The organism is Mitsuaria sp. WAJ17 (assembly GCF_014174515.1).
Classification (GTDB): Bacteria; Pseudomonadota; Gammaproteobacteria; order Burkholderiales; family Burkholderiaceae_C; genus Roseateles_B.
Map to the genome: position 1 here is coordinate 146,214 of NZ_JACJUG010000009.1, position 19,935 is coordinate 166,148.

Below are 19,935 nucleotides of genomic sequence, written 5' to 3' on the forward strand. Positions count from 1 at the left end.
ACTTCGCACTATAGAAGCCACTTTCAAAGTCTATCGGACAGCAAGGCCGTGGACATCGTTGCTCTAAGGTCTGACCCTGTCAAAGAGCTCTGGCTAATTGAAGTCAAAGACTATCGTCGAGAACGCAGGTCCAAAGGCTTGGATTTCTATGCAGAGATTCAACTGAAGGTACGAGACACCCTGGCAGGACTTTTCGTTGCAGCCCATCGCCCAGAGGCAGCTGACCTACAAGTCCTTGCACTTAGAGCCTCGAAAAGACAAGTCTCCGTCCGAGTGGCTGTCCATCTTGAGCAATCAAACGTCCAGTCAAAACTCCGACCGAGAGTCACGGATAGAACGAATCATCGTCACAAGCTTCGCCAAGCACTTCGTTCCGTGGATTCCAAAGCTGAAATGTGCGAATGCGCAAACATGCCGGGCTCAGTTGGCTGGACTGTCACATAAGCTGGTCAGCTGACTAGAGTAAGCAAAACAAGTGGCACATGCGCTAAGGCGAGGACACAGCAGAAGCAAAGACGCCAGCACCCCATTGGTGATTGGTATGTAGCCAAGCTCCTTGGCTCAGCCGAGGCTGACGAAGCCGATCTTGGGGGCGGCGGAGGCCGCGACGGCCTCTTGGCCCGTGGAGGTGGATGCGCTCATCCCGCGATTTTAGGCGGTGGCGCGGGCGGCACTCACGCCGACCGCTCGCGGCGCCCTCAAATGCCCACGCCCTGATGACTTCTTGGCGCCAGCCTCTGCGCTGCGGCGCCTCAGCGGCCTACTTCTTGCCGCCAAATCCGGGCATGCCCGGCATGACGGGGAACATCGATCCCGCCTGCTGCATCTGCTCCTGCATCTGGGTCAGGAGGTTCTTGGACTGCTCCATGTAGCTGCCCATCAGGCCCTGCATGGCAGGCGTCTGGCCGCTGAGGAACTGGGTCCAGAGCTCGGGGCTGAAGGGCAGCCCCTTGCTCTGCTCGACGAAGCTGTGCTGCAGGTCGGTGAAGGTCTGCAGGTTCTTCTCGAGGTAGGCGCCCATCACGCCCTGCATGGCATGGCCGTAGAAGCGGATGATCTGCTCGAGGATCTGGGTGGAGAACATGGGCACGCCGCCGGTCTCTTCCTCCAGGATGATCTGCAGCAGGATGGAGCGGGTGAGGTCGTCGCCGCTCTTGGCGTCGCGCACCTCGAAGGTCTGCCCCTGCAGCACCATGGCCTTGACGTCGGCCAGCGTGATGTAGCTGCTGGTCTGGGTGTCATAGAGACGCCTGTTGGGGTACTTCTTGAGCACACGCGGGCCTGCCTTGGCGGCCGGATCCTGCGTGGAAGACGCCTTGCCTCGACGGGCAGTGACCATGAAAACTCCTTGAGCGAGAGCGAAGATTCTAGGAGCGCCCCCGCCGGGCGCCCGGACGGGTTTTCCCCGTCGTCAGCAGGGCGGCGGGCCGCCCGGTCTCAGGGCTTGCTGCTGCGCACGAACTCGGCCGCCACGTCGGCCGGGATGGCATACGTGATGCCCGTGGGCGAGCTGAGCGCCGACTCCCGCGTCCCCTTGATCAGCACCATGCTCACCACGCCCAGCACCAGCCCGCTGTCCGGCTCGAAGACCGGGCCACCGCTGTTGCCGGGGTAGGCTGTGACGTCCAGCTGCATCACCTGGAAGCCGCCGTCCCGCAGCTGCCGGATGGCCCGCGGTGACAGGGCCTGCGCCACTGGCGGCGGCAGCACGACATCCGTCATGGCCGCCAGCACACCGCGGTGCGTCACGGCCGTGTAGCCCACGGCACCGGCCAAGGGAAAGCCCATCAGGGCGATGTCCATGCCCTCGCGCAACTGCTCTGCCGAGGCCAGGCGCAGCGGCTTCACGGGTGCGCCCTCGATGCTGACCAAGGCCAGGTCCCGGCTCACGTCCTGAGCCACTACCAGGGCCGTGCGCTGGCTCCACTTGCCCTTGCCCTCGGGCACCTGCACGACCAGGCGCCGTCCGTCGACCAGGGCTGCGGCTTCAGGGATCACATGCGCATTGGTCAGCACATGGCGCCCCTCGAGCACCGCGAAGCCAGTGCCGCGGAAGTTGAAGCGCGGGGTGTCGGTCTCGGCGTAGGTGCCGACCATCAGCACGGAAGGCTTGAGCTGCACGACGGTGTCCGGCAGCGCTGCCCGGACCGGTGCAGCCATGCCAGCCAGGAGGGCCGGCAGCAAAGCCAGCAGCGGCCGCCGACGCAGCCATGCGCACGAATTGCCAGAGGTTTGATTCATCGGGTCAAGAAAGCCGAACAGGACACAGGGGCTCACGGGCGGCCCATCTTCGCATCAATGCCCGCCAGCGCCGCAGACCCCCGCAGGACGGCGCCCTGCTCTGCCGACGCAAGCGCACCGTCTCAGGGTCTGTCTCGACGCTGCCCCGGCCCCACCGTTTGCTAAGACTCGCCGCCAATTTCAGCCGACAGATCAACAACAACGGCTCTGAGCCCCCCCCAGAAGAAGCGCCGGGGCCGATTTTGAAGAGGGAGTATCCATGCAATTCCATTGGCGCCGCCTGCGTGCGGCCACGTCCAGCGCCGTTATCGCCTTTGCTGCACTCGCGGCCTTGGCGCCGTCCGCCCAGGCGGCGGACTCCAAGTTTCTGGCCCCCGGCTTCGTGAATCTGAAGAAGGACAGCTCGGTGGTGCTCATGCCCATCGACGTCGAGCTGTTCGAGCTGTCAGCCGGCGGCGTGGCCGAGCCCAAGGCCGACTGGACGGCCTCGGCACACGAGCACATGAAAGCCGCACTGTCGGGCACCACCAGCCGGCTGGGCTTGAAGACCCAGTCCATGGCAGAGGCTGATGCCGACGAATTCGCAGAGCTCATCGGCCTGCAGGCAGCAGTTGCTCGCTCGATCAACCTGCACCATGCCACGGGCGGCGCCTGGGCGCTCCCGAGCAAGGAAGGCAAGCTGGACTGGACCTTCGGCGACTCCATGCAGGCGCTGCAGGCCAAGACGGGCGCCCGCTACGGCCTGTTCATCTGGGTCCGCGACAGCTATGCCAGCGCTGCGCGCAAGGCAGCCATGGTGGGCCTGGCGCTGCTGGGCGTCGGCATCAGCGGTGGCATTCAAATCGGCCATGCCTCCCTGGTTGATCTGCAGACCGGCACGGTGCTGTGGTTCAACACGCTGGCACGAGGCTCGGGTGACCTGCGCGAGCCGCAGTCGGCCTCCGAGACCATCTCCCAACTGCTGACCGGATTCCCCAGCACCGCACCATGATGCAGCGACGAGCCTGGCTGCGTGCCGCCTGCGGGCTGTGCGCGTCAATGCCGGCCTGGGCGCACGCCTCGAGCGAGCTCGGCCCCGCGCCGTTGGCGGAGTGGTCCAGGCCCGAACGTTTCCCCAGACCCGACCTGAGCTCGGACGAAGGGGGGCTTTGGGCCTTGATGGACCGCGAAGAAACCAAGGTGCGACGCAGCCCCTTCCTGATGAAGGACCCTGAACTGCTGGCCTACCTGCGCAGCGTGGCCAACAGGCTGGCAGGCAGCCATGCGCCCGACCTGCGCGTGTACCCCGTCCGCACGCCCTTCTTCAATGCCAGCATGGCCCCCAACGGCATGCTGCAGATCTGGAGCGGCCTGCTGCTGCGCGTGGACAACGAAGCCCAGCTCGCGGCCGTGCTGGGCCATGAGATCGGCCACTACCTGCAGCGCCACACGCTGCAACGGGTGCGCGATCTCAAGGACAAGGCGGCGGCGAGTGCCTTCATCGGCCTCTTCGGCCTGGCAGGCGCGCTTGGGCAGCTGGCCCTGGCCGCCAGCGTCCAGTCCTTCAGCCGCGATCACGAACGCGAAGCAGACATCATCGGCCTGCAGCTGATGCATGAAGCCGGCTACGACCTGCGCGAGGCCTGGAAGATCTGGGACTACGTCGGCCTGGAAATGGCCGCTGGGCAGGGCGGCGCCAGTTCGGAACGCAGCCTGTTCGCCAGCCACCCACCCTCCGCGGAGCGCAGCGAGAAGCTGAGGCAGCTCGCAGCGGCTTGCGGCGGCGGCCTCGTGGGCCAGGAAGCCTTTGAACAACGCCTGGCGCCTCATCGCTTCTCCCTCATGGAAGATGAGCTGAAGCGCGGGCAGTACGGCATGTCCCTGGTCCTGCTGGACAAGCTGCTGAACCGCCATCCCCGGTCCGCGGACCTGTACTTTTTCCGCGCCGAGGCCCGGCGCCTGCGGGCCGCCGAGCAGGACAGGGAGCTGGCCCTGCAGGACCTGCAGATGGCCATCCAGCTGGGCAGCGAGCCGGCGCAGGTGCATCGCAGCCTCGGCTATCTGCTGCAGCAGCAGGACAGCAACAGGGCGGGCACGGCCTTTGCAACCTATCTCCAGCGCGCCCCCGATGCCCCGGACGCCGCGCTGATCAAGACCTACATCCAAGAAGGAGGGAACTGACATGAACAAGCCACAACAAGGCCTCGCGCGACGCGCATGGCTGCTGTGCACTGCGCTGGCTCTGGCCGGATGCGCTGCCGTGCAGAAAGTCGAGGTGGGCGACGTCACCATCAAGGAGCGCCTGGCCGTCACCATCGACAGCCCCTGGAACCAGTTCGGCTCAGGCATGGGCGACAACACCCCGACCTGGACCAAGGAGGGCATCACCATCGACGCCCTGCAGTTCTATGTCGGCATCCGCGATGGCGCCTTGCTGGCGCCGCAACTGAGCGGCCAGAAGGACGCTGCGCCGCTGGTCTTCAAGTCCAGCATGCAGCCTGAGCAGGTCGCGGCCCTGTTCCAGAGCCTCATGACCCGCGACGGCTCCGCCTTCACCCTTGAGAAGATCGCACCCGCTGAATTCGTCGGGACCAAGGGGTTCCGCTTCGAGTACACCCTGACCCGCAAGATCGATGACGTGCGCCTGCAAGGTGTGGGTTGGGGCGCCATCAAGAACGGGGACCTGTTCCTGGTCAACTACGCCGCACCGCGCCTGCGCTTCTTTGGCGCCTACCTGCCGCAGGCAGAGGCCATCGCCCGCAGCGCACGCGTGAAGGGCTGAACGCGGTCCGGCACAGGCTTGTGCCGCCGCTGGCTCTGCTGCCGCACCGCGCCAGAATGCCCGACGGCGCATGCACACGTCGGGCTTTTCATGACCCAGCCAGGCCACGCCACAGGTGGCCGGGTCCGTGCCTGAGTCCTGGCACCAGCCGCCCCGTCCTTCCACGCCCCTCGGCAAGGCCGCACAGGGCAAGCGCATTCAAGCGCCACGCTCCCTGAAGCCAGCCGCTGCAAACACACCTGCGGCAGCCATTGACAGGAGGCGCATCGACTGACCGGTGGACTGCGCCACCTCACGTGGACCCCGAGGCCGCTCAACACCCGCATGCCAGCTAGTACAGTTCCAGGCATCGCCCACACACGCATCACCACCTCATGCCCAAAACACCTCACAAGCCCTTCGTCATCGGTGTCGCAGGGGGCAGCGGCAGCGGCAAATCGACGGTGACGCGCCAGGTGCTGGCCGCCATCGGGCCGGACAAGGTGGCGGTGGTGATGCAGGACGACTACTACCGCGACCAGTCCCACATGCCCCCAGAGGACCGTCGCAAGCAGAACTACGACCATCCCGACGCCTTTGACTGGCCGCTGATGGCGCAGCACCTGGCCGCGCTGCGCAAGGGCGAGGCGATCGAGATGCCGGTGTATGACTTCTCGGCCGACAACCGCTCCAGCGAAACCATCACCGTGAAGCCCGCACCGGTGATCGTGGTCGAGGGCCTGTTCGCCTTGTACGACACCAAGCTGCGCAACATGATGTCGCTGAAGATCTACGTGGACACCGCCTCGGACGTGCGCTTCATTCGCCGGCTGCAGCGCGATATTTCCGAGCGGGGCCGCAGCACGGAGTCCGTGGTGAACCAGTACCTGGAAACCGTGCGCCCCATGCACAAGCAGTTCATTGAACCGACCAAGCGCAACGCTGACGTGATCTTGCCGCACGGCGCCAACGGTCCGGCGGTGGACATCATCACCACCAAGGTGAGGAGCCTGCTGCACCCCGACGAGCGCGGCTGAGCCCCAGACCCTCGTTGCTTGGGCGTCCGGGAGGACGCCGACATGGCTCCCTTGCCGGCGGCGGGCCCTGCCATTTGCAGTGCCCACATGAATTGCCCACTCGAGATACCGTCTCCAGTGCGTCCAGCCTTGCGCCGCCCAGCGTCGGGGGAACGCAAGGTGAACGGTGCGGTGCACCATTCCCCATTCCTGTATTGACCCAGTAAAAACCTGCTCAGGTGTTACCGTCGAGAGGAAGACACCATGAGTACGTTGATGGACGAAGAGATCAAGTAACCTTCAACCCGGACTTCCGCCCTGGTGGTACGGCGGGAGGGGGCAGGTCACCAATCCAGCCCGTTTCGTTCACCCGATGAATCTGCCGCCGATTGTGGTGATTGGCACCCGTTGATTCATACAACAAATTACCAGGCCACCGATTGAGCTGTGATTACCTGTCCTGCACTGCAACTATTCCGGGGCGCCAGTTTCGCCACCATGGACTCTGTCTCGCCCCGCTTCTTTGGCAGAATAGAGGGCTAGATCTGCGGCCCTAATAAGGCTAGAGATCTCCAAGCGATCATGAGGAACGAATGTTGCCACCCCCAGGCTGATCGTAACCACACCCATGCTTGACCCATTGTGCGGCATGGCAAGGTCTCGCACCGATGCGCGGACCTTTTCAGCCAGCGCAACACCTTCTGACAAAACGGCCTCGGGCGCAATGATGGCAAACTCTTCTCCGCCATAGCGCGCAGCCAGGTCCGAAGCGCGGCACACACTTGATTTGATTGCCGTTGCAACTGCACGCAGACAATCGTCGCCCGGCTGGTGACCGTAGCAGTCGTTATACCTCTTGAACCAATCGACATCGAGAAGGATCAATGTGAGAGGACGCCCATGACGCTGACATCGAGCCCACTCCAAGCCCAATACGTCGTCGAATTGGCGCCTGTTTGCAAGTCCCGTTAGTGCGTCTGTGGTGGACTGAATGGCCAAGTTGCGGTTAGCTTGCTCCAACTGCGTCTGTGCGTCGCGCAGGGCCGTCACGTCGCGGTGCTGCCAAACCCGGCCCAACCGTCCGTCGCCATAGTCAAACGGCATGTAGTCGCGCAGCAGGGTGCGCCCATTGCGGAGTTTGATCTCTTCCCCGAGGCAAGGCTTACCAATCGACGCCAACTCAACAATCCGTGCAATCGCTGCTTCCGGATCAAAGTACATACTTTGAATCTTGGTGATCATTTCCTTCGCACTCAGCCCCACCAACGCTTCGGGTGCCTCTGTGAGTGAGAACTGCTCGCACAAGCGCTGATTCACGAACTCCACGACTGCCGCATCGCTGACCAAGATGACGCCGTCCTGGAGCGTCGCCAATACAGCTCTTAATTGCCGTTCTGATCGGCGCAGGTTCAGCGAAAAGTTCAGCTCACTTTCGATGGCCAGGTTCGTGTTGGCGAGTATGGCCGATGTGCAAATGGCCGCGAGCACAGCAACGCCCAGCCAAGCCAGGGCGAAGTACTGTGGCGGTCGCTGAGGCAGGGCCACCGTGCTCCATCCCATCGCCTCAGCAGTGAAGTAGCCAAGAACAACGAGCACGAGCCCGCCGGTCACAAACAGCATCAGGCGCTGCCCCAGAAGCCAACCTGCTGCCAGCACCATTACCGGGATCACAGCCAGGAAGGGACTGCGCACGCCACTGATGAATGCCGGCAACACTGCGACAGCAATGCACGACGCCGAAATGAAGAATATGCGGGCGAATTGCGGTCGCCCTATCAACAAAATAACGCGGGCGACCAGTCCAACGCCAAACCCGCTGAGCGCCGGAGGCTGAACAGACCCTGTGAAAAACATTTCGAGAATACAGACCCCGCCTGTCGCCAGCAGCCAAGCAGCAAGGAACCTATGCATGAAACGATCGACAGTATTCCTGAGCCGCTGCTCAGCCAATTCCATGGCGGGCGTGTCGGGCGCATGCTCCATGCTCGTTAGAGGAGGACTCAAGAGTGTTGCGTTAATTGTCGGGGTTCAGCGCAGGCCGGCACGCTGGAAACATCCGCTCGGTTCCTGATCATGCCAGCGGCTCCGGCGCATGGAGGTTTTGACGACGACCTCTCCGGCAAGCATGCCCGATTTACGGGAAATGACACAACAATGGCACCGACGCAGGTTCGAGACTCGCTAACGAGCGAACCCAACCGCGGCTCGGCGCAAAGCAAAAAGCCCGACAGATCCGAAATCTACCGGGCTTTTTGGGTTCCCCGCCGAAGCGGGTCCTACCAATGAGATTGATGTGATCAACCTACCGAATTTGGTAGGCGCGATTGGATTCGAACCAACGACCCCCACCATGTCAAGGTGGTGCTCTAACCAACTGAGCTACGCGCCTGAAGAGCTTCGCACTATAGCATGGATTTTCGGGAGTTGTCTAGATTCTCGAAGTTTTCTTCATGCATGCCCCAGGGACGACCGCCTGATAGCCCGCCAAGAGGCCGGCGCATCCTCGCACTCAGCGCCGCCGCGCGCTGCGCACGCCGTTGACCTGAGTCACCGCCTGCAGCACCTTGGACAAGCGGCTGGAGTCGCCCACTTCCACCGTTAGGCTGATCCAGCTGTTGGAACCCTTGCTCTGCTTGCTGGGCTGCAGGTTCATCGCGGTGACGTTGAGCTTCTCCTTGGCGAAGACTTCCAGCACGTCGCGCAGCAGATGCTGGCGCTCCATGGCGTCGATGATGACGTCCACCGGATAGGCCAGGCCCTGCCCGCCCTTGCCGGACTGCTCGCCCCAGGTCACGGCGATCACGCGCTCGGGGGCGCGCTGGGCCATCTCGCGGAAGTTGCTGCAGTCGCAGCGGTGGATGGCCACGCCCTTGCCGCGGGTCACGTAGCCGCCAATCTCGTCCGGCGGGGCCGGGCGGCAACAACGCGCCAGGTTGGTCAGCAGGGAGTCCACGCCCACCACCAGCACGCCCCCCTGCCCCGCACCCTTGCTGCCGGCCTTGGTGCGACGCAGGACGAGCTGCTCGTCAGTCTCGGGCTGCGGTTCCTGCGGGCGCAGCAGCAGCTCGATGTTGCGCAGCGAGTATTCGTCCTTGCCGACGACCTCGAACAGGGCATCGGCATTCTTGAAGCCCAGGCGCGAAGCCAGGTCCTCCAGCTTGACGGCGGTGCGGCCCTCGCGCTGCAGCAGCTTCTCGACGAGCTCGCGGCCCTTGGCCACGGTCTGCGCCTGGGCCTGGGCATTGAACCAGGCCCGAACCTTGGCGCGGCTGCGCTGGCTCTGCAGATAACCCAGTTCGGGATTGAGCCAGTCCAGCGAGGGCCCGCCGCCTTCCTTGAGGGCGCTGATGTCGATGGTCTGCCCGCTTTGCAGGGGCGTGTTCAGCGGCACCATCTGACCATCGACCTTGGCACCGCGGCAGCGATGACCGAGGTCCGTGTGCACGGCGTAGGCGAAGTCCACGGGCGTCGAGCCGGCCGTCAGCTCCACCACGGCGGACTGCGGCGTGAAGACGTAGATTCGGTCGTCGAAGACACCCTGGGCCTCGTTGCTGACGTAGTCGCGCTCCCAGGCCAGCAGCTGGCGCAACACGGCCTTGCGGGCCTGCGCGACCTGCTCCTCGAAGTCGCCTGCCGCTGCCACACCGGCATAGCCCTTGGTCCCCGCCTCCTTGTAGGCCCAGTGCGCCGCCACGCCATGCTCGGCATGCTCGTGCATGGCGCGAGTGCGGATCTGCACCTCCATGGCCTTGTCGTCCGCACCGCGCACCACCGTGTGCAGGGACTGGTAGCCATTGGGCTTGGGCTTGGCGATGTAGTCGTCGAACTCGCCGGCCACGGGCTGGTACTTCTCGTGCAGATGGCTCAGCACGGCGTAGCAGTCGGACACGTCCTTGACGATCACGCGCAGGGCGCGCAGGTCGAAGACACGCTCCAGGCTCAGGCTCTTGCCCTGCATCTTTTTCCAGATGCTGTAGAGGTGCTTGGGCCGGCCCTGCACCTCGGCCTCGATGCCAAGCTGCCGCAGCTCCTGCACCAGCGCCACGCGGGCGAACTCAACGTTGACCTCGCGCTCCAGACGCTTCTCGTCCAGGCTCTTGGCGATGGCCTTGTAGGTCTCGGGCTCGAGGAAGCGGAAGGACAGGTCCTCCAGCTCCCACTTGACCTGCCAGATGCCCAGGCGGTTGGCCAGGGGCGCGAAGACCTGCAGCGACTCCGTCGCCAGCGCCTGCGGGCAAGGCCGCTTGCTGGCGGCGTAGTAGCGCAGGGTCTGCAGGCGCGAGGCCAGGCGCAGCAGCACCACGCGAAGATCGCGCGAGAAAGCCAGCAGCATCTTGCGCACGCGCTCGGTCTGCTGCTGGCGCTGCTCCTCCTCGACCAGAGCCTCGCGCGCCGCCCGCTGGATCTGCACCAGCTTGCGGGTGTGCGTCACCAGGCTGGCGTAGCTCTCGCCGAACGCCTTGGTGACGATCTCCTCGGGCTTGTTGAGGAAGTCGCCCGCGTACACAAGGTAGGCCGCGGCCTGCATGGCGGGCGCCGCACCGACGCCGGCGAGCAGGGCCGCCACGCCATCGGCATGGGCCAAGGCGTCTTCGCCGGTGTCCAGGGGTTGGCCGCGCAGCAAGGGCTCAGCAAAGGCGCGCGCCCGGGCCACGGGCAGCAGCGGCGCGCCTTCAGCCTGCGGGTCGGCGCCGGGCAGGGCAGCAGGCAGGTCGGCATCGGCCAACGCCACGATGGGCGCCGCGTGCTCGGCGGGGTGAACAGCAACTCCGGTCTTCATGCGCGCTTCAGGAACTCCTCGACGACGGCGATCTGCGCCTCGTCGCTGAACATGGGGGCATGACCTGCCCCCGCAATCTCCACCAGCTCGGCGCGGGGGCCGCGCCGGGTCATGGCCTCGGCGGTGGCGCGCGAGAGCAGGTCCGAGTCAGCCCCGCGCAGCAGCAGCGTGGGCATGCGCAGGCTGTCGTAGCCGGCCCAGAGCATCTGTTCGGCCATCTTGGCGATCTCAGGCGTGACGGCGGCCACAGCCTGTGCAATGGCGGGGTCATAGTGCAGCTTGAGCTGGTCTCCCTCCGGGCGGAACATGGGCCGGGACAGGGCCAGCCAGTCCTCGTCATTGATGGGGCCGAAGCCGGCTGAGATGGTGCGCAGATAGGCCGCGCCCTCCTCCACCGTCTGGAAACGCAGGGGCTGCCCCAGATAGCTGCCGATGCGCTGCAGGGCCGCGGGCTCGATGCTGGGGCCCACGTCATTGAGCACCAGGCGGCGGATGGGCGTATCCGGCAGCGAGGCCAGGGCCAGGCCGACCAGGCCGCCCATGGACGTGCCCACCCAGTCCACCTGCTCCACGTCGAGCCGGGCGATGAGGGTGACCATGTCGGCCACGTAGGTCGGGACCTGGTAAGCAGCGGGGTTCTTGAGCCAGTCGCTGCGCCCGCGGCCGACGACATCGGGGCAGATCACGCGGTAGTCCCGGCTGAGGTGGCGCGCCAGGCGGTCGAAGTCCCGGCCCTGGCGGGCCAGGCCGTGCACGCAGACCAGCACTCGGGGGTTGTCCCGGGCACCCCACTCCCAGTAGGCCATGCGATGCAGGCCGGTGGCGCTGATGCAGCGCAGGGTATTCAGCAGCGGTTCAGACATTGTTTGTATCCTCACGCGAAGGCGCCGGGCCGTTCCCGGGATTCCGAAAGCCCGCAAGGGCCTTGACGGCATTCTGCCCTGGCATGCAAGCCCGCACCCTGAAGTCACCGCAGACCCACGAAAGGAATTCACATGTTGAAAGGCAAGACCGCCCTGGTCACCGGTTCCACCAGCGGCATCGGGCTGGGCATCGCCCTGAGCCTGGCGCGCGAGGGCGTGAACATCGTGCTCAACGGTTTCGGTGATGCCGAGGGCCCCAGGGCGGAAGTCGCCGCGCTGGGCGTGAAGGTGGGCTACCACGGCGCCGACATGAGCCGGGCCGCCGACATCGCCGAGCTGATGGCCTATGCCGAGCGCGAGTTCGGCGGCGTGGACATTCTTGTCAACAACGCCGGCATCCAGCACGTAGCGCCGGTGCAGGACTTCCCGCCCGAGCGCTGGGACGCCATCATCGCCATCAACCTCAGCTCAGCCTTCCACACCACGCGCCTGGCCCTGCCGACCATGCAGAAGAAGGGCTGGGGCCGCATCATCAATGTGGCCTCGGTACACGGTCTGGTGGCCTCGGCGCAGAAGTCAGCCTATGTGGCGGCCAAGCATGGCCTGGTGGGCTTCACCAAGTCGGTGGCCCTGGAGACCGCGACCAGCCCCGTGACGGTCAACGCCATCTGCCCGGGCTGGGTGCTGACGCCCCTGGTCCAGAAGCAGGTCGATGCGCGCGCCGCGGCCGACGGCGTCGATAACGAGGAAGCCAAGCGCCGCCTGCTGGCCGAAAAGCAGCCCTCGCTGCAGTTCACCACGCCCGAGCAGTTGGGCGCATTGACGGTCTTCCTGTGCTCCGAGGCCGCCGCGAACGTGCGCGGCCAAGCCTGGAGCCTGGACGGCGGCTGGACCGCCCAGTAAGGCGCTCAGCGCTTCATCACGACGGAGCCGTTCACGCTGACGCTCACCGTCGCCTTGCCTGCCTCCACGGGCAGGGCCTCGTCCATCACGGCGCCGGCGGCCTTCATGCGCAACGAGGGCGCGGCCATGGGCATGGGGGCGGCGTCCTGCGTGTTCACGCTGACCTCGCCGATGTCATAGGCGCTGAAGCCGAACTGCTTCGCGTACTCCGCGGCCCGCGCCTTGAACTGGGCAATGGCCTGGGCCACGACCGTGCTTTCCTGCTGCTCGCGCGCCTCTTTGGACAGGCTGTAGCCCACGCGCGCAATGCTCATGGTGCCGATGCGGCCGGTGAGCTCGGAGATGGCGCCGATGTTCTTCCCCTCCACCATCAGCTCGGCCGAGCCCTGCCAGCCGTTGATATAGGTCTGGCCGTTCTTGCTGCCGTAGCGAGGGTACATGGAGAAATTGCCCGTCTGCACCTCGACCTGCCCGGGCTTGGCGATCTTCTTCGCCTCGGCCAGCGCGGCATCCAGCGCCTGCTTCAGGGCCAGTTGGACCGCGGCGGCATTGTTGCCGTCCTTGGTGGTGGAGAAGACCACGCCCAGCGTGTCGCGCGCCACCTCCACGCTGGCCGTGGCCGAGAGATTCAGCCGGTCCCGGGGCAGCGGGCTGGCAGCCTGCTGGGCCAGCGCGGGCAGCGCCGACGAACCCAGAATGAGACCGGCCCAGGCGGCACGGTGCAGTCGTCTATTCATGCATTCCTCCTTGGATTCCTTGGAAAAGGGGCAGGCCTGACCATAGCAGGACACCGCGCACCCCGCCCACAACGAAAGGCGCCAGCCCCGCGTTGGCAAGGCCCGGCCTGAGTTGTTACCAAACCGTAACGACTGTTGATTCGGTTGCGATTCATGCGGCGAACAGGCCCACAATGGCGCTGTTACATATTTCCTCGGAGCCGTCCATGAGCAGCAGTACCCGCGCCAACCGCATCCTCGTCGTCGATGACGATGCCCGCATCCGCGACCTGCTGCGCCGCTACCTGACGCAGGAGGGCTTCGAGGTGCTGCTGGCCGAAGACAGCAAGGCCCTCAACAAGCAGCTGACCCGCGAGACCGTGGACCTCATCGTGCTGGACCTGATGATGCCGGGCGAGGACGGCCTGTCGATCTGCCGCCGCCTGCGTGCCGCCAATGACAGCACGCCTATCATCATGCTGACGGCCAAGGTCGAGGAAGTCGATCGCATCGTGGGCCTGGAAGTGGGCGCCGACGACTACCTGGCCAAGCCCTTCAACCCCCGCGAGCTGCTGGCTCGCATCAATGCCGTGCTGCGCCGCCGCCCGGCCATGGAGGCGCCCGGAGCTCCCTCCAAGGAGCCGATGACCGTGAGCTTCGGCCCCTTCGAGTTCGACCTGGCCCTGCGCCGCCTGTCCAAGAACGGCGAGCCCCTGCCGCTCACCACCGGCGAGTTCTCCATGCTCAAGGCCCTGGTGCGCCACCCGCGCCAGCCGCTCTCGCGAGACAAGCTCGCCCAACTGGCCCGCGGCCGCGAATTCGAGCCCTTCGACCGCAGCCTGGACGTGCAGATCTCGCGCCTGCGCAAGCTGCTGGAGTCCGACCCGGCCCAGCCCCGCTACATCCAGACCGTCTGGGGCGTGGGCTACGTCTTCGTGCCTGACGAGAACAGCTGATCCCTCCCCTGTCGATGCAGGCCCCCAGAGGTCTGTGCTCGCACGACGCTGCCCGCCGGGCAGGCTGAGCGCCCATGCCGCAACCGCCCAAGATCCTCGCCTTCAACCTGTTCTGGCGCACCTTCGCCCTGCTGGCCGCCTTGCTGGCCGGCGCGGTGTTCGCCTGGCAGCTGACTTTCCGGGCCCTTGACGCCGAGCCCCGCGCGCTGGAGTCCGCCCACCAACTGGCGGGGCTGGTCAATCTGTGCCGCGCCGCCATGGCCACCACCGACGGCGTCAACCGCGTGGCCATGATCAAGTCGCTGACCCACAGCCGCGACATCCAGGTCGAGATCGCCGAGCCCACCGACCAATGGGTGGACTACGGCAGCAGCAGCTTCACCCGCCAGTTGGTCCAGGCCCTGCAGCAGCGTCTGGGTGGCGACACCGTCGTGGCTGGCAGCCTCAATGGCGAGGCGGGCCTATGGGTTCGCTTCAGCATCGACACCGAGCACTACTGGCTGCGCACCAATCCCGAACCCATGTCCGCGCGGCTCACCGCCAACTGGTGGTGGCTGCTGATCGCGCTGCTGGTGACCATCCTGGGTTCGGCCCTGATCGCCCGCCTGATCAACCACCCCCTGCGCGAGCTGGCCACCGCCGCCGGCCGCATCCGGGAGGGCGAGTACGACTCGCGCCTGGACGAAAGCACGCTCACCAGCGAGATCCGCGAGGTCAACATGGGCTTCAATCGCATGGCCCGCGATCTGGCCAAGATGGAGGAAGACCGCAGCGTGATGCTGGCCGGCATCTCCCATGACCTGCGCACCCCGCTGGCCCGCCTGCGCCTGGAGGCAGAGATGAGCGTGACCGACGAGCAGGCCCGGCTCTACATGGCCCAGGACATCGACCAGCTCGACGCCATCATCAACAAATTCATGGACTATGCCCGCCCCAGCGAGCTGGCCCTGCACCCCATCAAGCTGCGCGACGTGGCCGAGCGCGAGGCCCAGGGCTTCCGCGACCCGTCCCAGATCCGCATCCAGAACAATGTGCCGGCGGACATCAAGGTCTGGGCCGACGAGGTCGAACTGGGCCGCATCTTCCTGAACATCATGGAGAATGCGCGCCGCTACGGCCACCTGCCGGACCTGCCCACCCTGATGCTGGTGACGGCCAAGGTGCAGGGCGCCGAGGTGCTGCTCACCCTGCGCGACCACGGTCCCGGCGTGCCCCAGGACAAGCTGGACAAGCTCACCACACCCTTCTTCCGCGGCGACGCTGCCCGCACGGCGGCCACCGGTGCCGGCCTGGGCCTGGCCATCGTGGAGAAGTCCGTGCAGCGCCAGGGCGGCAAGCTCTCCATGCGCAATGCGGACGACGGCGGCCTGGTCACCCAGATCCGCCTGCGCCGGGCGCAGTGAGCCGCCAAGGCTTCAGCCCGCGCGCATCAGCAGGCACACCGCCCGCGTCTCGATGGCCCGGCCCTCGCCCACGGGGCCCATCTTCTCGGCCGTCTTGGCCTTCACATTGATGCGATCGACCGGCAGGCCCAGCACCTGAGCCAGGCGCTCGCGCATGGGCAGGATGTGCGGCGCCATCTTGGGCGCCTGGGCGACGATGGTGCTGTCGATGTTGACGAGGGCCCAGCCCGCCTCGCGCACCCTGCGGTGGGCTTCGGCCAGCAGCACCATGGAATCGGCGTTCTTGAACTCGGCCGCCGTGTCCGGGAAGAGCTTGCCGATGTCACCCAGGGCCGCGGCGCCCAGCAGGGCGTCGGTGATGGCGTGCGCCAGCGCGTCGGCATCGGAATGGCCCAGCAGGCCGTGGGTGTGCGGGAGGGTGACGCCGCCGAGGATCAGCGGGCGGCCGGTGACGAGCTGGTGGGTGTCCCAGCCTTCGCCGATGCGGAGGTCCAGTGCGTTCATGATCAGAGACTCACTTTCGGGCCGGAAGGAGTCCCCGGCGGATTCGGTTTTGCATGATCCAGCCCAGCACTGCCAGTACCAAGGGCACGAGCAGCGACCAGGCGACCTCGAAGTCCCTGAGCAGCCGCTCAAGGACAGGAACACCCAAGGGGCCGGGAGCCCCCAGCAGCCCCAGCGGCGCCGCCAGCAAGGTCATCCCGATGCCCCTCCCTCGCCAGCGTGGAGGCGTGAAGAAGACGGCGCGGATCAACATCAGCGCACAGCAAGCCAGCAAGAGCGGCCCGCCCACCAGAACCAGCAAGAGACCGCTGCCGTGCGCAAAGGCGGGGGTGCTGAGACCTGTCGCCAGGCGCAGCACAGCGCGACAGCCCGTGCGAATACTCATCCTGCCCGGCTCCTCAGCAGGCGCTCGGCCAGCTCGAAGTCCGCCGGGTAGGTCACCTTGAAGTTCTCCATGCCGCAGGCCACCAGGCGCGGTCGATGGCCCAGGGCCTCGACGGCGCTGGCCTCGTCGGTGGCCGCGTCGCCCACCAGGCGCAGCGCCGGCTGCAGCAGGCCCAGGCGGAACATCTGCGGGGTCTGCGCGGCCCATTTGCCGCGGCGGTCCACGGTGGCCTGAACGCGGCCTTCAACCTCGTCCTTGAGTGTGTCGGCCACCGGCAGGGCGAGCAGGCCGCCAACCTCGTCGTCCGCACAGGTAGCCATCAGCGCCTGCACCCATTGAGGCTGCAGCAGGCAGCGCGCGGCATCGTGCACCAGCACCCAATCGTGGGACTGCGCGCCGCGGGCCTGCAGTTCCAGCAGGCCGTTGGCAACGCTCTCGGCACGGCTGGCCCCGCCGCAACGGGCCACCCATGCACGCTCGCCGGAGAAGGCGGGCACGGCCTGCTCAAACTGATCGTCCTCGGGGGACAGCACCACCAGGACCGCGTCCAGACCCGGCACGGACTGCAGCGCGGCCAGGGTGTGGGCGATCAGGGCGCGGCCCGCCAGGGGCACGTACTGCTTGGGTTGCGAGGCACCGGAGCGGCTGCCTACGCCGGCCGCGGGCACCAGGGCGAAGCAACGGGGCTGCACGCCCACGGAATAGGAAGTCATGGGGCGGATTGTAGAAAGCTCCACCCACCTCCCGCCGCCACCGCCGCCATGGGCTCGCCACCGACCACCGTGAAAACACTGAGAACAAATGGCATCACAAAGCCGACATGACTTCAGGAAAAGGCCCCGCCCGCAGCCTTCAATGCCGGACAGGGCCTGGCACCACAGCTCAGCCGCCCTGCCTTCAAGGTCTCCCGCATGAATCCCTCACGATCCCTTCTGCAGCGTCTGGTGCTGGTCCGCCCCGGCGAAGGACGCGCCCTGCTGTGGGCCGCCGCCTACTTCTTCTTCCTGCTGCTGAGCTACTACCTGCTGCGCCCGGTGCGCGAGGCCATGGGCATCGCCAAGGGCGCCGACAAGCTGCCTTGGCTCATGAGCGTGACCCTGCTGGTGATGCTGGTGGCCAACCCGCTGTACGCCAAGCTGGTCTCGCGCTGGCCGCGCCGGCGCTTCATCCCGGCGGTCTCGCATTTCTTCGCGGCCAATCTGCTGGTCTTCGTGGGCCTGATGGCAGTCTGGCCCGGCACCGTGTGGCTGGGTTACGCCTTCTATGTGTGGTTGAGCGTCTTCAACCTCTTCGTCGTCTCGGTGTTCTGGAGCCTCATGAGCGATGTGTTCCGCGAGGAGCAGGGCCGGCGCCTCTTTGGCCTGATCTCCATGGGCGGCACGCTGGGCGCCATGGGCGGTGCCGCGCTGACCGACGCGCTGAGCCGCGGCAGCTGGGGCCTGCAGTTGGGGCCGGCGGCGCTGATGGGGCTGTCCGTCCTGGCGCTGGAAATCGCTGTGGTCTGCATGGGCGCGCTGGGGCGGCACTTCGGCGTCTCGGAGCAGGCCCAACCGGAGCGCGAGCCCGGCCCCTCGGCCCTGGAGGGCTGGCGCGCCATCGCGGGCTCGCGCTATCTGCAGGCGCTGTGCGTCTACATGCTGCTGTATGCGCTGACCTCCACCTTCCTCTACCTCACGCAGGGCGAGATCGTGGCCAGCAGCTTTGCCAGCAGCGCTGAGCGCACGGCCGCCTTCGCCCGGTTGGACCTGTGGGTCAATGCCCTGACCCTGCTGACGCAGCTCTTCCTCACCGGCCGCCTGCTGCGCTGGATCGGCGTAAGCGGCGTCCTGCTGGTGCTGCCGACGCTGACCCTCGCCGGCTTCGGCGCCCTGGCCCTGTGGCCCAGCTTCGCCGTGCTGGCGGCGGTGCAGGTGCTGCGCCGTGGCCTGCACTACGCAGTGGACCGTCCGGCGCGTGAGCTGCTGTACATCCCGCTGGGGCCGGAGGAGCGCTACAAGTCCAAGCCCTTCATCGACACCTTCGTCTACCGCGTCGGCGATGTGCTGGGCGTGTGGGCGCCTACGCTGATGAGTGCCCTGGCCGTGCCCGTGAGCCTGGCAGCCCTGGCCAGCGCCGGCCTGTGGATCTGGACGGGCCGCTCGTTGGGCCAGTTGGTGCGCCAGCACGCACCGGACCGCCCCACCCCACCGCCGCCCGAGACCCCCGCGCCGGCCGCCACGGCCGCGCGCTCCTGAGCCTTCCCCCTCCTCCTCTACTGAAAAGGACGTCCCATGACACCCACCCGCCGCCACCTGATGCAATGGACCGCCGGCCTCGGCGCCCTGAGTCTGCTGCCCTCCTCCCACGCCGCCGGCGAGACGCCCGCGCGCACGGCGCCCAAGCGCATCCTGGTGCTCGGCGGCACGGGCTTCCTGGGTCCGGCCATCGTCGAGGTCGCCAAGGCCCGGGGTCATGTCTTGACCCTGTTCAACCGCGGTCGCACCCGGCCCGGCCTCTTCCCCGACGTCGAGAAGCGCCAGGGCGACCGCGACCCGCTCAAGGGCGAGGGACTGAAGTCCCTGGAGACAGGCGAGTGGGATGCGGTGATCGACGACTCCGGCTACTACCCCCGCATGGTCGGCGCCTCGGCCCAGCTGCTGGCGCCGCGGGTGAAGCAGTACATCTACATCTCCAGCATCAGCGCCTACAAGGAGCCCGTGCCCGTCGGCGGTGACGAGGACTCGCCCTTGGCCGTGCTGGCCGACCCCACGGTCGAGACCATGGGCAAGAACTTCGAGAACTACGGCGGGCTCAAGGCCGCCTGCGAGGCCGCCGTGTCCAAGGCCCTGCCCGGCCGCAGCACCATCGTGCGCCCCGGCTACATCGTGGGCCCGGACGATCCCACCGGCCGCTTCACCTACTGGCCGGTGCGCTTCGACAAGGGCGGCGAGATCGCCGTGCCCGGCGCCCCCACCGACCCGCTGCAGCTGATCGACGTGCGCGACCTGGCCACCTGGCTGGTGCACCTCGTGGAGAACGCCACCATGGGCCACTTCAATGCCGTGGGTCCGGCCGAGCCCATGAACTGGGGCCGCGTGATTGCAGCCTGCCAGAAGTCTGCCGGCACACCGGGCAGCGTGACCTGGGTGCCCGGCGAGTTCATGGCCAAGCAGGAGGACCTGGAGATGCCCATCTGGGCGCCCTACCTCGGCGACTCCAAGGGCTTCCACACCTGGCGCACCGCCCGCGCCGTCAAGGCCGGCCTGAAGTTCCGCCCGGTGGAGCAGACCGTGGCCGACACCCTGGCCTGGTACAAGACCCAGCTCAAGGAGGAGAAGGGCCGCGTGAAGCTGGCCTACAGCGCCGAGCAGGAAGCCACGCTGCTGCAGCGCTGGAAGCAGGCCAAGGGCTGATCCCCTGCCCGAGCGGCACCATGGAAAAAGGGCGTG

18 protein-coding genes and 1 tRNA gene are annotated in these 19,935 nt (G+C 66.5%); 9 read left to right on the forward strand and 10 right to left on the reverse strand.

Features of this window, described 5'->3' with window-relative positions; translation table 11 throughout:
* Positions 1–760: 760 nt before the first annotated feature.
* Together phaR and H5407_RS09650 are read right to left on the reverse strand one after the other, a co-directional pair.
* Complete coding sequence (gene phaR / locus H5407_RS09645) at positions 761–1,339, reverse strand: polyhydroxyalkanoate synthesis repressor PhaR (protein ID WP_183104235.1); 579 nt, start codon at positions 1,337–1,339, stop codon at positions 761–763.
* A gap of 98 nt (positions 1,340–1,437) precedes the next feature.
* Positions 1,438–2,160: a serine protease gene (locus H5407_RS09650; RefSeq protein ID WP_183104236.1), complete on the reverse strand. Its 723-nt coding sequence runs from the start codon at positions 2,158–2,160 to the stop codon at positions 1,438–1,440.
* A gap of 340 nt (positions 2,161–2,500) precedes the next feature.
* On the opposite strand from H5407_RS09650, the gene H5407_RS09655 reads away from it, so the two are divergent.
* From H5407_RS09655 to udk, 4 genes are all read left to right on the forward strand, one after another.
* Positions 2,501–3,232 carry a hypothetical protein gene (locus H5407_RS09655; protein WP_183104237.1) on the forward strand — a complete coding sequence of 244 codons (732 nt, stop codon included), beginning with the start codon at positions 2,501–2,503 and terminating at the stop codon, positions 3,230–3,232.
* Positions 3,229–4,401 carry a M48 family metallopeptidase gene (locus tag H5407_RS09660; RefSeq protein ID WP_183104238.1) on the forward strand — a complete coding sequence of 391 codons (1,173 nt, stop codon included), beginning with the start codon at positions 3,229–3,231 and terminating at the stop codon, positions 4,399–4,401. Before H5407_RS09655 ends, H5407_RS09660 begins: the two co-directional genes overlap by 4 nt.
* Position 4,402: 1 nt before the next feature.
* On the forward strand, positions 4,403–5,002 hold the full coding sequence (locus tag H5407_RS09665) for a hypothetical protein (RefSeq protein WP_183104239.1): 600 nt from the start codon (positions 4,403–4,405) through the stop codon (positions 5,000–5,002).
* A 374-nt stretch (positions 5,003–5,376) separates the two neighbouring features.
* Positions 5,377–6,018 carry a uridine kinase gene (gene udk / locus H5407_RS09670; RefSeq protein WP_183104240.1) on the forward strand — a complete coding sequence of 214 codons (642 nt, stop codon included), beginning with the start codon at positions 5,377–5,379 and terminating at the stop codon, positions 6,016–6,018.
* Between the two features lie 450 nt (positions 6,019–6,468).
* Here the strand turns inward: udk and H5407_RS09675 are convergent, their stop codons facing one another.
* From H5407_RS09675 to H5407_RS09690, 4 genes are all read right to left on the reverse strand, one after another.
* Positions 6,469–7,980, reverse strand: coding sequence for a diguanylate cyclase (locus H5407_RS09675; RefSeq protein WP_183104241.1), 1,512 nt, complete (start codon positions 7,978–7,980; stop codon positions 6,469–6,471).
* A gap of 329 nt (positions 7,981–8,309) precedes the next feature.
* Positions 8,310–8,386 (reverse strand) — tRNA-Val (locus H5407_RS09680).
* Positions 8,387–8,506: 120 nt separating this feature from the next.
* On the reverse strand, positions 8,507–10,777 hold the full coding sequence (locus H5407_RS09685) for a bifunctional (p)ppGpp synthetase/guanosine-3',5'-bis(diphosphate) 3'-pyrophosphohydrolase (protein ID WP_183104242.1): 2,271 nt from the start codon (positions 10,775–10,777) through the stop codon (positions 8,507–8,509).
* Positions 10,774–11,640, reverse strand: coding sequence for an alpha/beta fold hydrolase (locus H5407_RS09690; protein WP_183104243.1), 867 nt, complete (start codon positions 11,638–11,640; stop codon positions 10,774–10,776). Before H5407_RS09690 ends, H5407_RS09685 begins: the two co-directional genes overlap by 4 nt.
* Before the next feature lie 132 nt (positions 11,641–11,772).
* Between H5407_RS09690 and H5407_RS09695 the strand changes: the two genes are divergently transcribed.
* A complete protein-coding gene (locus tag H5407_RS09695) occupies positions 11,773–12,543 on the forward strand; it encodes a 3-hydroxybutyrate dehydrogenase (protein ID WP_183104244.1) in 771 nt (256 codons plus the stop codon).
* 5 nt (positions 12,544–12,548) lie between these two features.
* Here H5407_RS09695 and H5407_RS09700 read toward each other — a convergent pair whose 3' ends face one another.
* Positions 12,549–13,280, reverse strand: coding sequence for an SIMPL domain-containing protein (locus H5407_RS09700; protein ID WP_183104245.1), 732 nt, complete (start codon positions 13,278–13,280; stop codon positions 12,549–12,551).
* Positions 13,281–13,486: 206 nt separating this feature from the next.
* On the opposite strand from H5407_RS09700, the gene ompR reads away from it, so the two are divergent.
* Positions 13,487–14,215, forward strand: a complete 729-nt coding sequence (gene ompR / locus H5407_RS09705) for a two-component system response regulator OmpR (RefSeq protein ID WP_183104246.1) — start codon at positions 13,487–13,489, stop codon at positions 14,213–14,215.
* A 74-nt stretch (positions 14,216–14,289) separates the two neighbouring features.
* A complete protein-coding gene (locus tag H5407_RS09710; RefSeq protein ID WP_183104247.1) occupies positions 14,290–15,618 on the forward strand; it encodes an ATP-binding protein in 1,329 nt (442 codons plus the stop codon).
* Between the two features lie 12 nt (positions 15,619–15,630).
* Here the strand turns inward: H5407_RS09710 and ispF are convergent, their stop codons facing one another.
* The 3 genes from ispF to ispD are packed head-to-tail and all read right to left on the reverse strand — an operon-like array spanning position 15,631 to position 17,220.
* Positions 15,631–16,122, reverse strand: coding sequence for a 2-C-methyl-D-erythritol 2,4-cyclodiphosphate synthase (ispF, locus tag H5407_RS09715; protein WP_183104248.1), 492 nt, complete (start codon positions 16,120–16,122; stop codon positions 15,631–15,633).
* Positions 16,123–16,132: 10 nt separating this feature from the next.
* Positions 16,133–16,507, reverse strand: coding sequence for a hypothetical protein (locus H5407_RS09720; protein ID WP_183104249.1), 375 nt, complete (start codon positions 16,505–16,507; stop codon positions 16,133–16,135).
* Positions 16,504–17,220, reverse strand: coding sequence for a 2-C-methyl-D-erythritol 4-phosphate cytidylyltransferase (gene ispD, locus H5407_RS09725; protein WP_183104250.1), 717 nt, complete (start codon positions 17,218–17,220; stop codon positions 16,504–16,506). The genes H5407_RS09720 and ispD overlap by 4 nt, the downstream gene beginning before the upstream one ends.
* 198 nt (positions 17,221–17,418) lie before the next feature.
* Between ispD and H5407_RS09730 the strand changes: the two genes are divergently transcribed.
* Entirely contained in the window at positions 17,419–18,741 is a 1,323-nt protein-coding gene (locus H5407_RS09730) for an NTP/NDP exchange transporter (protein ID WP_183104251.1), read from the forward strand.
* A gap of 36 nt (positions 18,742–18,777) precedes the next feature.
* On the forward strand, positions 18,778–19,899 hold the full coding sequence (locus tag H5407_RS09735) for an epimerase (RefSeq protein ID WP_183104252.1): 1,122 nt from the start codon (positions 18,778–18,780) through the stop codon (positions 19,897–19,899).
* The last annotated feature ends 36 nt before the right edge of the window (positions 19,900–19,935 follow it).

Coding starts and splice junctions, on each gene's coding strand:
- phaR (WP_183104235.1), bottom strand. CDS start 1,339: ATGGTCACTGCCCGTCGAGGCAAGGCGTCTTCCACGCAGGATCCGGCC.
- H5407_RS09650 (WP_183104236.1), bottom strand. CDS start 2,160: ATGGCTGCACCGGTCCGGGCAGCGCTGCCGGACACCGTCGTGCAGCTC.
- H5407_RS09655 (WP_183104237.1), top strand. CDS start 2,501: ATGCAATTCCATTGGCGCCGCCTGCGTGCGGCCACGTCCAGCGCCGTT.
- H5407_RS09660 (WP_183104238.1), top strand. CDS start 3,229: ATGATGCAGCGACGAGCCTGGCTGCGTGCCGCCTGCGGGCTGTGCGCG.
- H5407_RS09665 (WP_183104239.1), top strand. CDS start 4,403: ATGAACAAGCCACAACAAGGCCTCGCGCGACGCGCATGGCTGCTGTGC.
- udk (WP_183104240.1), top strand. CDS start 5,377: ATGCCCAAAACACCTCACAAGCCCTTCGTCATCGGTGTCGCAGGGGGC.
- H5407_RS09675 (WP_183104241.1), bottom strand. CDS start 7,980: ATGGAGCATGCGCCCGACACGCCCGCCATGGAATTGGCTGAGCAGCGG.
- H5407_RS09685 (WP_183104242.1), bottom strand. CDS start 10,777: ATGAAGACCGGAGTTGCTGTTCACCCCGCCGAGCACGCGGCGCCCATC.
- H5407_RS09690 (WP_183104243.1), bottom strand. CDS start 11,640: ATGTCTGAACCGCTGCTGAATACCCTGCGCTGCATCAGCGCCACCGGC.
- H5407_RS09695 (WP_183104244.1), top strand. CDS start 11,773: ATGTTGAAAGGCAAGACCGCCCTGGTCACCGGTTCCACCAGCGGCATC.
- H5407_RS09700 (WP_183104245.1), bottom strand. CDS start 13,280: ATGAATAGACGACTGCACCGTGCCGCCTGGGCCGGTCTCATTCTGGGT.
- ompR (WP_183104246.1), top strand. CDS start 13,487: ATGAGCAGCAGTACCCGCGCCAACCGCATCCTCGTCGTCGATGACGAT.
- H5407_RS09710 (WP_183104247.1), top strand. CDS start 14,290: ATGCCGCAACCGCCCAAGATCCTCGCCTTCAACCTGTTCTGGCGCACC.
- ispF (WP_183104248.1), bottom strand. CDS start 16,122: ATGAACGCACTGGACCTCCGCATCGGCGAAGGCTGGGACACCCACCAG.
- H5407_RS09720 (WP_183104249.1), bottom strand. CDS start 16,507: ATGAGTATTCGCACGGGCTGTCGCGCTGTGCTGCGCCTGGCGACAGGT.
- ispD (WP_183104250.1), bottom strand. CDS start 17,220: ATGACTTCCTATTCCGTGGGCGTGCAGCCCCGTTGCTTCGCCCTGGTG.
- H5407_RS09730 (WP_183104251.1), top strand. CDS start 17,419: ATGAATCCCTCACGATCCCTTCTGCAGCGTCTGGTGCTGGTCCGCCCC.
- H5407_RS09735 (WP_183104252.1), top strand. CDS start 18,778: ATGACACCCACCCGCCGCCACCTGATGCAATGGACCGCCGGCCTCGGC.